The sequence below is a fragment of the Micromonospora sp. NPDC005806 genome (assembly GCF_042871425.1).
In the GTDB taxonomy this organism is placed as follows: domain Bacteria; phylum Actinomycetota; class Actinomycetes; order Mycobacteriales; family Micromonosporaceae; genus Micromonospora.
Window position 1 is genome coordinate 131,878 of record NZ_JBIAIL010000003.1, and the last position, 13,309, is coordinate 145,186.

Sequence of the window (13,309 nt, forward strand, 5' to 3'; positions counted from 1 at the left end):
AGGACGGCGATGACCGGCCGCACCCCGACCGTGGCCCGTGTCGAGGCCGTGCCCGTCGCCGGGCACGACAGCATGCTGCTCAACCTCAGCGGCGCGCACGGCCCCTTCTTCACCCGCAACATCGCCATCGTCACCGACAACGAGGGTCGGGTGGGCGTCGGTGAGGTGCCCGGCGGCGAGGCGATCCGGCGCACCATCTGCGACGCCGGCGAGCTGCTCACCGGGCAGCCGGTCGCCGAGTTCGGCCGGCTGCTGCGTACGGTGGCCGACACCTTCGCCGACCGCGACGCGGCTGGGCGCGGCCTGCAGACCTTCGACCTGCGGACGACGGTCCACGCGGTGACCGCGCTGGAGTCGGCGCTGCTGGACCTGCTGGGTCAGCACCTCGGCGTGCCGGTGGCCGAACTCCTCGGCGACGGGAAGCAGCGCGACAGCGTCCCGATGCTCGGCTACCTCTTCTACATCGGCGACCGTGACCGCACCGACCTGCCCTACCGCTCGGAGGCCGGCCCGGTCGACGACTGGGAGCGGCTGCGCCGGGAACCGGCGCTGACCCCCGAGGCGATCGTCGCGCTGGCCGAGGCGGCGCAGGCCCGCTACGGGTTCACCGACTTCAAGCTCAAGGGCGGCGTGCTGGCCGGCGAGCAGGAGGTCGCCGCCGTCCGTGCACTCGCCGAGCGGTTCCCCGACGCCCGTATCACGCTCGACCCCAACGGGGGCTGGCTGCTCGCCGAGGCCGTCGAGCTCTGCCGCGACCTGCACGGGGTGCTCGGCTACGCCGAGGACCCGGTCGGCGCCGAGGGCGGCTACTCGGGCCGCGAGATGATGGCGGAGTTCCGGCGGGCCACCGGACTACCGACGGCCACCAACATGATCGCGACCGACTGGCGCCAACTGGCCCACGCGGTCCGCTCGGACGCCGTCGACATCCCGCTCGCCGACCCGCACTTCTGGACCATGCGTGGCTCGGTGCGGGTCGCCCAGCTGTGCCACGACTTCGGCCTCACCTGGGGTTCGCACTCGAACAATCACTTCGACATCTCGCTGGCGATGTTCACCCACGTGGGCGCGGCCGCCCCCGGGCAGATCACCGCCCTGGACACGCACTGGATCTGGCAGGACGGGCAGGCCCTCACCCGCACGCCGGTGCGGATCCGGGACGGGCGCATCGCCGTCCCCACCGCGCCCGGACTGGGCGTCGAGCTCGACCGCGATGCCCTGGCGGCGGCGCACGAGCTGTACCGGGAGCACGGCCTCGGCGCCCGCGACGACGCCGTGGCGATGCAGTACCTCGTCCCCGGCTGGGCGTTCGACCCCAAGCGCCCCTGCCTGGTCCGCTGACCGCCACCCCGGCACCAAGGAGAGAAATGACCAGCGCCAGCGCCCCCGCCGTCCTCGACCGGATCGAGTCGGTGACCCTCTCGTCAATCACCCTGCCGCTGCCCACCGGGATCAGCGACGCGAAGGTGCTCACCGGCCGGCAACGGCCGATGACCGAGGTGGCGTTCCTCTTCGCCGAGATCCGCACCGAGGCCGGCTTCGAGGGCATCGGCTTCAGCTACTCGAAGCGGGCCGGCGGGCCGGCGCAGTTCGCGCACGCCCGGGAGGTCGCCCCCGACCTGATCGGCGAGGACCCCAGCGACATCGGCCGGCTGTGGACCAAGCTCGTCTGGTCCGGCGCCTCCGTCGGGCGCAGCGGCGCGTCGACCCAGGCGCTCGCCGCGATCGACGTGGCGCTGTGGGACCTCAAGGCCAAGCGCGCCGAGCTGCCCCTGGCCAAGCTGCTGGGTGCATACCGCGACTCGGTGCGCTGCTACAACACCTCCGGCGGCTTCCTGCACGAGTCCATCGACCAGGTGCTGGACAACGCCACCCGCACCCTCGAATCGGGTGTCGGCGGCATCAAGATCAAGGTCGGTCAGCCGGACTGGGCGGAGGACCTGCGCCGGGTCCGCGCGGTCCGCGAACACATCGGCGACGCGGTGCCGTTCATGGTGGACGCCAACCAGCAGTGGGACCGGCCCACCGCGATGCGCGTCGGCCGGGCGCTGGAGGAGTTCGGCCTGGTGTGGATCGAGGAGCCGCTGGACGCGTACGACGCCGAGGGCCACGCCCAGCTCGCCCGGTCGCTGGACACCGCGGTGGCCACCGGGGAGATGCTGACCAGCGTCGCGGAGCACTACGAGCTGATCCGTGCCGGCGCGGTGGACATCCTCCAGCCCGACGCCCCCCGCATCGGCGGCATCACCCAGTTCCTCAAGCTCGCCACGCTGGCCGACCACAGCAACCTGCAGCTGGCTCCCCACTTCGCGATGGAGATCCACGTGCACCTGGCGGCCGCCTACCCGCACGAGCCGTGGGTCGAGCACTTCGACTGGCTGTACCCGCTGTTCAACGAGCGCCTGGAAACGCGCGGCGGGCGGATGTACCTCTCGGACCGTCCCGGGCTGGGCATCACGCTGAGCGAGCAGGCCCGCGCCTGGACCGTGGACCAGGCCCACCTGGGCGCCTCGCGCTGAACCAGCCACCGCACCATTGGAGGAACCCCTCATGGCCACAGTCGTCAGCACCGACCCCCGTACCGGCCGGCCGGTCGAGGAGGTGGCGCAGGAGACCACCACCGCCGAGGTGGACCGCCGCTGCGCCGCCGCCCTCGCCGCGGCCCCCGGCCTGGAGGCGCTCGGCCGCGCCGGGCGGGCCGCGCTGCTGCGTGGCCTCGCGGACGCCGTGGAGGACCGGCGGGCCGACATCGTCGCCGTCGCCGACCGGGAGACGGCGCTCGGGCCGGTCCGGCTGAACGGGGAACTCACCCGCACCTGCTACCAGCTGCGGCTGTTCGCCGAGGTGCTGGAGGAGGGCAGCTATCTCGAGGCGGCGATCGACCACCCGGGCGAGACCCCGATGGGTCCCCGTCCCGACCTGCGCCGGATGCTCGTCCCGATCGGCCCGGTCGCGGTGTTCGGCGCGAGCAACTTCCCGCTGGCCTTCTCCGTACCCGGCGGCGACACCGCCTCGGCGCTCGCGGCCGGCTGCCCGGTGGTCGTCAAGGCACACGGGTCCCACCCCGCGACGTCGCAGCTGGTGTTCGACATCCTCGTGTCGGCCGCGCACAAGGCCGGTGCCCCGGACGGCACCCTGGGCCTGGTCCACGGTGTCCAGGCCGGCGCGGACCTCGTCGCCCACCCGGCGATCCGGGCCGTCGGCTTCACCGGCTCGGTGACCGGCGGGCGCGCGCTGATGCGGATCATCGAGCAGCGCCCCGACCCCGTGCCGTTCTTCGGGGAGCTCAGCAGCCTCAACCCGGTCGTCGTGACGCCGCGGGCCGCCGCCGAGCGCGGGCCGGCGATCGGCGCCGAGCTCGTCGGCTCGTTCACCCTCGGCGCCGGCCAGTTCTGCACCAAGCCCGGCCTGGTGTTCGTGCCGGTCGGCTCCGACGGCGACGCGGTGGTCGCCGCCATGGCCGAGGCGGTTCGGGGCGCGGACGCCCCGGTGCTGCTCAACGAGGGCATCGCCACCGCGTACGACCACATCGCCGGCGGCCTCGTCGAGGCGCCCGGCGTCCAGGTGCTGGCCCGGGGCGCCGAGCCGGCGGGAGACGGCTTCCGGGCCGCGCCGCTGCTCCTGGCGACGTCGACGGGCCAGCTGCCTCGGCAGGTCACCGAGGAGTGCTTCGGGCCGGTGTCGGTCGTGGCCCGCTACGACGGTGCGGCCGAACTGTTCGCCGCGCTGGCGGCGATGCCCTCGTCGCTGACCGCGACCGTGCTGCGCGGCCGGGGCGAGACCGAACTGCCGCTGGCGGTCTCCGAGCAGCTGCGCCCACGGGCCGGCCGGCTGATCTACGACGCCTACCCGACGGGCGTGGCCGTCTCCTGGGCGCAGCACCACGGTGGGCCGTGGCCGTCGACCAATTCCCAGCACACGTCCGTCGGCAGCACCGCGATCCGGCGGTTCCTGCGCCCGATCACCTGGCAGGGTGCGCCCGCCGACCTGCTCCCGCTGGAACTCACCGACGATTACCACGCCGTCCCGCGGCGGGTCGACGGAGTCCTGGAGCTGCCCCGATGACCAAGGGGGCAGTTCTGTTCCCGCCGGCGGCCGGCGTGCCCGACCCGGTCAGGTGAGCGGCGCGGCCGGGTGAGCGCGATCATCGGCGGGTTCGCCGCCCTGATCGCGGTGATCGCCGTGGGCTGGGTCATCGGCCGGACCGGCGCGCTGGGGGCCGAAGCCGGTGGGGTGCTGTCACGGTTGTCGTACTTCGTGGCGACGCCCGCCCTGCTGCTGCTCACGCTCGCGGACGCCGATCCGACCGCGCTGCTGTCGGCCGCCCTCGTGGCGACCGCCGGCAGCGCCGTGCTCAGCGCCCTGCTGTACGTGTGCCTGGGCCGGTGGCGGTGGCGGCTGTCGCCGGCCCGGCTGGCCGTCGGTGGGCTCGCCTCGTCCTACGTCAACGCCGGCAACCTGGGCATACCCATCTCCGTCTACGTCCTCGGCGACGCGTCGTTCGTGGCCCCGGTGCTGCTGTTCCAGCTGCTGGTCCTGGCGCCGGTCGGGCTGGCCGTGCTGGCCGGCTCGCACCCGGCGGGCGACGCCGCACCCCGCTGGCGGCCGCTCACCCAGCCGCTGCGCACACCGGTCGTGGTCGGCTGCGGCCTGGGTGTGCTGGTGGCGGCCACCGGCGTCGACCTGCCGTCGCTCGTGCGGGCGCCGGTCGAACTCACCGCCGCGCTCGCGGTTCCCGCAGCGCTGCTCGCGTACGGGATGAGCCTGCACGGCGCACCCCGCCCCGCGTCCGGCGACGGAGCCGCCCAGGTCTGGCTGGCCGTGGCGGTCAAGACCATCGCCCAGCCGGCGCTGGCCTACGCGCTCGGCCGGTGGGTCGCCGGCCTGTCGGGGGTGGCGTTGCTGGCAGTCACGGTCACCTCGGCCCTGCCGACGGCGCAGAACGTCTTCGTCTATGCCTCGTCCTACGACCGCGGCACGTTGCTGGCGCGGGACACCGTGCTGCTCACCACGGTGCTGTCCGTTCCCCTGCTCGCCGGGATCGCCGTGGTCCTCGGCTGACTGCCATGCCGCGGCGGTATCCCGCCATGCCGGGCTGGACTTGGACAGGCATCGTCACGGGCTTCTAGCGTGACGACGTGATCATGTCGGGGCAGTACACCGAACGAGGTGAACACGACGGGCCGCGGAACGGGAGGGGCGTCGTGACCGCGGACCTCATGGGCCGGTTGCGGCAGGTGGTCGGGCCCGCCGGGGTGATCGACGACCCGGGCGAGATGGCCGGGTACGCCAGCGACTGGCGCAACGCGTATTCGGGGACACCCGCGGCTGTCGTGCGGCCGGGTGGCACCGAGGAGGTGGCCGCGGTCGTCGCGCTCTGCGCCGAGGCGGGCGTCGCGATGGTGCCACAGGGCGGCAACACCGGCTTGTGCGGCGGCGCTGTCCCGGACCACTCCGGACGCCAGGTGGTGCTCTCGCTGACGCGGATGCGACGCATCCGCGACCTCGACCTCGGCAACCAGACGATCACGGTGGAGGCCGGGGCGGTCCTGCAATCGGTGCAAGCGGCCGCGGCGGCTGCCGGCTGGCTCTTCCCGCTGTCCCTGGGCGCGGAGGGAAGCTGCACGATCGGCGGCAACCTCGCGACCAACGCCGGCGGGACAGGCGTGCTCCGCTACGGCACGATGCGCGACCTGACCCTCGGGCTGGAGGTCGTGCTCCCGAACGGGCGGATCTGGCACGGGCTGCGGGGACTGCGGAAGGACAACACGGGCTACGACCTGAAGCAGCTGTTCATCGGCGCGGAGGGCACCCTCGGCGTGATCACCGCTGCCGTCCTGAAGCTGTTTCCCGGCGTCCAGAGCCGAGCGGCGGCGTGGGTGGCCCTGCCCGGCCCGCAGGCGGCGGTCGACCTGATCGGAGTCCTCCGGGAACTGGCCGGCGACCGGCTGACCGGCTTCGAGATCATGTCGCGGCAGAGCGTCGAATTCGTGCTGCGACACTCGACCGGCGCCCGCGACCCGTTCGGTGACCGTCATCCCTGGTACGCCCTCGTCGAGCTGGGCGACACGCTGCCCGCCGCCGGCCTCGACGGCGTACTCGAGTCGTCGCTGGGGGAGGCGTTCGAGCGGGGCGTGGTGGTGGACGCTGTCGTCGCCTCCAGCCCGGCGCAGGCCGCCGCCCTCTGGGCGCTGCGCGAAGGAATCTCCGAGGCGCAGAACCACGAGGGCCCCAGCCTCAAGCACGACGTCAGCGTCCCGGTCAGTCGCATTCCGGCATTCCTGGAACGCACCGACCGGGCACTCGGGCAGGTTGTTCCGGGCATCCGGATCGTGGCGTACGGCCACGTCGGCGACGGCAACCTGCATTACAACCTCAGCAAACCCGACGGCAGCGACGACGACGAGTTCCGGGCCCGAGCAGGTGACCTCGCGCGCGTCATCTACGACTCGACCAGCGCGTTCGACGGCAGCATCAGCGCGGAGCACGGGCTGGGGCAGTCGAAGCGCGGGATCATCGCGGACTACAAGGACAGCCACGAGCTGGAGCTGATGCGGGGGCTCAAGCAGCTGATCGACCCGCAGGGGTTGATGAACCCCGGGAAGCTCCTGCCGGGCTAGGTTGCGCTCCGTCGGGTGGTGGGGGAGGGAGGGACGCCATCGCCACCGGCCATGCCGGGCGCCGCGACCTGACCGTGGACCGGTTCGTGCCCAACCTGTTCACCGGTCCAGGCAGCCAGTGTGGTGGGGCGGACCGACCAGGCCGCCCCAACCAGAGGCCCGTCAAGTGACGGTGATCGTGTAGCTGAGCGTCAGTGCGTTGCCCGCGATGTCGTGTGCTGTCGTGACAAGGCTGTGCAGGCCCCTGGGCAGGGGCTTCACGATGACAAGGTAGCCGTCGGCGACGGCCGGCTGTGCGGTTCCGGTGATACAAGGATCGATCGCGTGCATGGTTGGATCGCCGGCGAAGGTGAACAGTTGGGTCGCTGTGCGGTATTCGAAGAGCCCCGTTACCTGGACACCGTCAATCGTCAGTGTCAGTCCGTCGATGCCGTCAGCGGCGCGCCTGGCTCCGGCGGCCAGGAAGTCCTCGAGGGTCTGCCCCGGTGCCGGTTCGAACCCGGGGAACGGACATGGATAGTCGTTCAGAGTGCCGGACAGGTTGACCAGAATGGCCGCGTCCTCCGGCACCGAGCACGAGCGCGTTGCGCTCGCCGCGTTGAAGGTGCTGCCCAGATACCAGACGGGACCTCCCGGCTGGGCGACGGCACAGTCGGCGCCCGTCTGATCAAGGCTTGGATTGTGAGCGAACGGTACGCCCATGGTCCACTGCCACCATTGCTCGGTCCACGTCGCCATGCTCTGTCCGTAGGGGTGAGCCTGGTGGTTGAAAACCAACGAATGGCCCTGACCGGGGGAGACGGTCTCGGTGGCCTGGGCCGGCGCCACGCCGATCATCGTGAGGGCGAGTACGGAAACCGTGGCGAGCACTAGCCGAACTTGTCTGCGCACAGGTGCCTCCTAGATGGCTGTGCGCACACCTTCCGACAGACCTGGCCCGCCCACCAGATCCAGTTCGGGCTACGTAGACCAGGCCAGTAGTCGATCACCGGGCCGGCAGCGCGGCCGCCATCCGGCGTACGGCCATGGCAAGTTCCTCCTCGGTGTGCAGGGTGAATCCCAGCCGCAGGTGGTTGACCTGGACATCATCGAACGCGTACGCACGTCCGCCTCGGAATATGACCTGGTGCTGTTCCCCGCGTCGCGCCCAGCCGGCTATGTCGATCGGTTGGCCTTCGCTGCCGATTCGGGCCCAGACAGCCGTTCCACCGGCCGGCGCCTCAACCTGCACGGTGTCGCCAAGCTCCCAGCGCAAGGCCGCGACCAGAGCATCTCGCCGACTCCGATAGATCCGCCTCATCCTGCCGACATGGCGGGTCAGTTCGCCGGTGGCGAACAGTTCGGCGACCGCGGCCTCCATGACGAGATCGCCTTGTATGTCGGTCACCGCGCGAATGCTGGCAATCCGGTCAACAAACGGTCGCGGCGCTGCCACGTAGCCCAGCCGCAGGCCCGGTGCGAGAACCTTCGACAGGGTACCCACGTAGATGACCACGCCCGCGTCGTCGGCGCTGGCCAGCGGCAGGACGGGCCGTCCTTCGTAGTGGAACTCGTGGTCATAGTCGTCCTCGATGATCGCTATCCGGTGCCGGGCCGCGACGTGCAGCAGTTGCATCCGGCGGGCGGCAGGCATCACCGCCGTCGTCGGGAACTGATGGTGGGGCGTGACCACGAATGCCCGTATCTGGTGATTCCCCGCCAGGTGCTCGAGAACATCTACGCTCGCGCCATGCCTGTCGACCGGGATGGCCTTCAGCTGCGCGCCGGCTAGCCGAAAGGCAGCGCGGACCACCGGGTGGCCAAGAGCCTCTACCGCCACGACATCGCCGGGCGTGACCAGGGCTCGGGCAATCAGGTCCAGTGCGCTCTGGCTGCCGCGGGTGACCAGGAGGTCGTCTGCCGTCACCGTCAACCCTCGAGCGCTGGCGAGCATTTCCGCCAGTTCTAGCCGCAACCCGGGATGCCCGCGGTGGTCGCCATAGACCAGGAGCCGGCGGCCGTCTTTTTGCAACACCCGGCGATATGCGCGGGCGAGCTCGATCGTCGGGAGCAGCCGGGGATCCGGCGTGCCCCTGGTCAGCACGTACACGTCGGACGGGTGGCTGGGGAACGTATCGTGCTCGATCGGCGGTGCCGTCGCAAAGCCGACCGTTGCCGTGGTCGCTGCCTTTGCTAGGCGCGGACGAGGCAGGCTGGGCAGGTCGTCGGCGACGAACGTACCGGATGCCCTGCGTCCGACCACCCAGCCCTCAGCGGCCAGCTCCTGATAGGCCGAAAGCACGGTGTTGCGGTTGACCCCGAGCGAGCTGGCCATCGTCCTGCTGCCTGGCAATGCGTCGCCCGCCCGCAAGCGGCCCGCCCGGATCGCATCTGCGATACCGCGTGCCAGTTGGAGGTAGAGCGGCAGCTCCTCTGCGGGATCGACGGCGAGCCCGAAGGGCCGACGCAGCGCCATGTTGGGCATGCTAGTCGTGCAACGGCAGTTGTGGATGCCCCGCCCGACAGGTTCGTAGATCCGGAATGCTCGGGCAAGATCGTGTCGGCACGACTGGTCAGCAGGACGCCGACAATTATGATCGCCGCGAGCGGGACGCTTGTTCTGATTGGCCACTGTCGGAGCTACGACATTTTGGCCAGTCCCGGCCGCCAGGCTTTCGATACTGATTGCGGAGGCGTCATCAAACATCCGGTGTGAAGACGCCGTGCCCCATGCCTGGGAGGGCGGAGGTGCGCCATGGGACGAGCAACCTTGTGGCGACGGGGAAGCGTTTCGACTGTTGTGTTGGGACCGATCGTGGGGATTGTCGGCGCCCTGGCCCTGCCCAATGCCGCGTCCGCCGCGCCGATCACTCCCACGCCATCGGCGGGCGCCAGCTCGGAGATCGCGCCGGCGCCGACTCCGTCACCTGCGATGCCCGAGGTTCCGCTGGTGGACGTCGGGGGGACCCAGGCGCTCTGGTTCATCGGGCTGGTGACCGGCGCCGTCGCTCTCCTCTGGATCATTCCACTGATGTACGACACATGGCAGGCCAACAAATGGCGAAAAGATCACCAGGGTAAATTGCTGAGAACAATGATCGACGGGGCCGGCACCCTGACCGTCGAGGAGATCCGCCAGATCGTTTCCGCCATGAACGCGCCCGCCCGGGGCACTCTTGGTCTGACCCAGACCCTGCTGGGTCTCATTATTTCGACGTTCGTCGGCGTGGCGATGATCTCCACATTGGTGTCGACGGCGGCCGACTCCAGCGACCTGCGTAAGACCCTCGTGACGGCTCTGCTCAGCATCCTCGCCACGATCGCCGGGTTCTATTTCGGGGCACGCACTGCGCAAACGTCCACGGAGCAGGCGACTCGCCCACCGCCGCCGGTGCGCAGTGACGGCCCCCTACCGAACGGACCGGACAGTGCCAAGACCGGCGGCGCCGAGGTTGGCATCGAAACCGGCAAGGCCGGGACCGCCCAGACCGAGACTGCCGGGGCCGAGCCTCTCGTGCCGGCTGGTGCCCCGATGGACGAGGCGCAGCAGGCAGCTCCCGGACAGGTAGTAGTCGCTGAGGATCTGGCTGAGGACGGCGTGGTCGGCGACGACGACGTCACCCACCAGGAGGAGGACGAGGACGCCGAGGAGCTTGCGGGCGACCGTGTCGAGTATGACCTTGGCGACGAGAAGCAAGGGGGTGCGTGATGGCCGTGCTCGCCGCGAACCTCGCCACGCTGCGCCAGGAGATCTACCGACGGTGGCCGAATCACCAGAAGCGCCGCGACGGATGGATCGGCGACGTCCGCCATCAGCGTCGGAAGTCCGACCACAACCCCGACGTGCGAGGAGTCGTGCACGCCATCGACGTCGACGTGAATGGAATCGAGCCGAACGCGCTGGTCCGACGGGCCATCCGCCACCCGAGTACCGAATACGTGATCTTCAATCGCACGATCTGGAGCCGCGTCCGCGACTTTCAGCCACGCAGATACACCGGGACGGATCCGCACACCGGCCATGTACACATCTCCGGACGCCATGGCAGCACACATGAGAACAACCGCAGCGTCTGGGGGGTAGCCGCGACCTCTGCCGTGAAGCCCGCGAAACCTGCCCCGCGCGCCCCTGCGGGCGCACCGCTGCCGGTGCAGCCGGGCAAGCCCGGCTCGCGGTCGCTGCGACTTACCCGGCCGCCGATGCACGGCTACGATGTCCTGTTCGTGCAGCGGTTCATCGGCGCCAAGCAGTGCGGAGTGGCCGATGGATTCTACGGTCCACAGACGGAAGCCGGCGTTCGTTGGTACCAGCACATGCGCGGCATCAAGGCCACCGGCGTCTGTGATGCCGCCACCTTCCGGGAGATGGGTGTCAAGGCGTGAACAAGATTGGCGGTTTTCCTGCGCGCCGCTGACCACCGTCCCCAAGCGACGAACGACCGCCGCCGTCCGTGGCGAGGTATGCGGTGACCGCGCCGCCCACTACGCCGTCGTCACGGCCGCCGGTTCCGGTGGGGCGTGCGGTCCGCTGGCCGGCCGCTCGTCGCCGTGGCCGGGCCACCACGCCTTGTGCCCGATCAGGGCGGTCAGGGCGGGGACGAAGAACATCGACATGACGAAGGCCGACAGCACGATGCCGATCGCCACCGCGAAGCCCATCTGCTGCAGGAACGAGATCGGCGCGAGCATCAGCACCCCGAACGTCCCGGCCAGGATCAGCCCGGCCGCCGCGACCGTCGGGCCGGCGTGTTCCACGCCGATGGCGGCGGCCTGGTGCGGCTCGTTGCCCTCCCGGGCTTCCTCGCGTAGTCGGGCGATCATCAGGATGTTGTAGTCGGTCCCGATCGCCACCACGAAGAGGTAGAGGATGATCGGCAGCTGAAAGGTGATTCCGGGCTTGTCCTGTAGCCCTTGGAAGAGATAGACCGTGGCGCCCAGCGTGGCGGCGAAGTTGAGCAGCACGGCTATCACGAGGTAGATCGGGGCGACCAGGCTGCGCAGCAGCAGCGCGAGGATGAGCGCGATCAGCCCGGCCGCGACCGGCAGGATCACCGACAGGTCGCGGTTGTTCGCCGAGTTGATGTCCGCGAAGATCGCGGTCGGTCCGCCGACCAGCGCCCGGGTGCCGGGCGGGGCCGCGGCGTGCAGGGCGTCGCGCAGGTCGTCGCGGACGAGCGTGATCGCCTCGTTCGAGACCGGGTTTTCGTTGAGCAGCAGGTTGACCCGGGCGACGCTCGGGTCGCTGCTGCGTTCCGGGGGCTGCGCCCGGCCCACCCCCGGGGCGCCCGACGCGGCGGCCGCGAAGTCGCTGACCTGTTGCTCGGTCAGCGGCGACCCGTTGGCGGTGGTCAGGTAGACCTCGGTGGGGGCGAGGGCACCGGCGGCGAACCCGCGCTGCAGGTCCTTGGCGGCCTTCGCCGACTCGGTGTCCTGCGGGAAGCCGGCGCTGAAGTCGTAGTCGGCCTTGTAGCCGAGCACCCCGGCGGCGAGCGCGACCAGCAGGGCGCCGGAGGCCGCCGCGACGAGCGCCGGCCGGCGCCCGATGGCGGTGCCGAGACGGTGCGACATGGTGCCCTTGGGGGCGCGCTGCCACGCCTTGGACGGCCAGAAGACGTACCGGCCGAGCAACGAGACGACCGCCGGGATGAGCGTGAGGGAGGTGACCAGCATGACGCCGACGGCGATCGCGAGCGCCGGGCCGAGCGAGCCGAAGAAGCCCAGGGAAGCGAGGAGCAGCACGAGGAACGCGACGATGACCGCTCCCGCGGCCGAGGTGATGACCTCGCCGACCCGCTCGACCGAGACCATCATCGCGGTGCGCTTGTCGTCACCGGCGCGCAGCCGCTCGCGGTAGCGGAAGAGCAGGAACAGGATGTAGTCGGTGCCGATGCCGAACAGCACGATCAGCAGCACCGTCTGCAGATCCTGACTCACATTGAGATCGAACGCCTTACCCGCCGCGGCGACGAGCCCGCTCGTGACGGCCATGACCACGCCGATGACCACCACGGGCAGCAGCGCGGCGATGGGGCTGCGGAAGATGAGCAGGATCAGCCCGATGATCAGGATGATGGTGGCGAAGCCGACCACCGCGAAGGCCTTGTTGAAGGTGTCCTCGTTGTCGACGAAGCTCGCCACGTCGCCGGCCACGCCCGCGGTCAGCCCGCTGCCCGCCAGCTCCGGACCGATGGCCGCCCGCAGATCGCGTACGGCGTCGAGCAGCGCCGGGTCATCCGGGGCGACCGCGGTGAGCCCGACGTTGACCACCTGCACCGACTTGTCCGGCGCCACGGCCGGCGGACCGGTCAGGTAGCCGGAGGTGTGCGAGATGTTCCTGGCCTTGAGCGCCTGGGCGAGCTGGCCCACCCTCGCCTCGTCCGCCGATGTGAGCGACTGCCCGTCGGCCCGCTTGACCACGATGGTCGCCGTGGCGGTGGCCTGCTGCGGGAACGCCTTCTTCCCGAGTTCGGTGGCTTGCACGGACTCGTAGGAGTGGGGCAGGAAGCTCTCCTGATCGGCGGAGGTGATGTCGCCCAGCGACGGTGTGGTGAGCACGATGGCGACCGCCGCGAGCACCCAGCCGCCGATCACCCACCACGCCCTGCCGACGACGAATCTGCCCAGCCGCTCGAACATGGTTTCCCCCGTTGTCCGGCACCACCGACGTCTGGAGTCCCGATCGGTGCCCGCCCGTCACGCTGCCGGCCGCC

General features: G+C 70.7%; 10 protein-coding genes. 7 read left to right on the plus strand and 3 right to left on the minus strand.

Annotation, left to right across the window (positions count from 1 at the left end; all coding sequences use genetic code 11):
* The first annotated feature begins 9 nt into the window (after positions 1-9).
* From ACFYOS_RS05395 to ACFYOS_RS05415, 5 genes are all read left to right on the plus strand, one after another.
* Complete coding sequence (locus ACFYOS_RS05395; RefSeq protein ID WP_387136172.1) at positions 10-1,341, plus strand: enolase C-terminal domain-like protein; 1,332 nt, start codon at positions 10-12, stop codon at positions 1,339-1,341.
* Positions 1,342-1,367: 26 nt separating this feature from the next.
* Complete coding sequence (locus ACFYOS_RS05400; RefSeq protein WP_387136173.1) at positions 1,368-2,519, plus strand: mandelate racemase/muconate lactonizing enzyme family protein; 1,152 nt, start codon at positions 1,368-1,370, stop codon at positions 2,517-2,519.
* Positions 2,520-2,550: 31 nt separating this feature from the next.
* Positions 2,551-4,065, plus strand: coding sequence for an aldehyde dehydrogenase (NADP(+)) (locus tag ACFYOS_RS05405; RefSeq protein WP_387136174.1), 1,515 nt, complete (start codon positions 2,551-2,553; stop codon positions 4,063-4,065).
* A gap of 69 nt (positions 4,066-4,134) precedes the next feature.
* Positions 4,135-5,061 carry an AEC family transporter gene (locus tag ACFYOS_RS05410; protein ID WP_387136175.1) on the plus strand — a complete coding sequence of 309 codons (927 nt, stop codon included), beginning with the start codon at positions 4,135-4,137 and terminating at the stop codon, positions 5,059-5,061.
* Between the two features lie 143 nt (positions 5,062-5,204).
* Entirely contained in the window at positions 5,205-6,620 is a 1,416-nt protein-coding gene (locus ACFYOS_RS05415) for an FAD-binding oxidoreductase (RefSeq protein ID WP_387136176.1), read from the plus strand.
* Positions 6,621-6,782: 162 nt separating this feature from the next.
* Here the strand turns inward: ACFYOS_RS05415 and ACFYOS_RS05420 are convergent, their stop codons facing one another.
* Positions 6,783-7,490, minus strand: a complete 708-nt coding sequence (locus tag ACFYOS_RS05420) for a hypothetical protein (RefSeq protein WP_387136177.1) — start codon at positions 7,488-7,490, stop codon at positions 6,783-6,785.
* A 115-nt stretch (positions 7,491-7,605) separates the two neighbouring features.
* Positions 7,606-9,075, minus strand: coding sequence for a PLP-dependent aminotransferase family protein (locus ACFYOS_RS05425; RefSeq protein WP_387136178.1), 1,470 nt, complete (start codon positions 9,073-9,075; stop codon positions 7,606-7,608).
* 327 nt (positions 9,076-9,402) lie between these two features.
* Here ACFYOS_RS05425 and ACFYOS_RS05430 point away from each other — a divergent pair, with 327 nt between their 5' ends.
* Complete coding sequence (locus ACFYOS_RS05430) at positions 9,403-10,308, plus strand: hypothetical protein (RefSeq protein ID WP_387136179.1); 906 nt, start codon at positions 9,403-9,405, stop codon at positions 10,306-10,308.
* Positions 10,308-10,982 carry a peptidoglycan-binding protein gene (locus tag ACFYOS_RS05435; RefSeq protein WP_387136180.1) on the plus strand — a complete coding sequence of 225 codons (675 nt, stop codon included), beginning with the start codon at positions 10,308-10,310 and terminating at the stop codon, positions 10,980-10,982. Before ACFYOS_RS05430 ends, ACFYOS_RS05435 begins: the two co-directional genes overlap by 1 nt.
* Positions 10,983-11,081: 99 nt before the next feature.
* Here ACFYOS_RS05435 and ACFYOS_RS05440 read toward each other — a convergent pair whose 3' ends face one another.
* Positions 11,082-13,235, minus strand: coding sequence for an MMPL family transporter (locus tag ACFYOS_RS05440; protein WP_387136181.1), 2,154 nt, complete (start codon positions 13,233-13,235; stop codon positions 11,082-11,084).
* Positions 13,236-13,309: the final 74 nt, after the last annotated feature.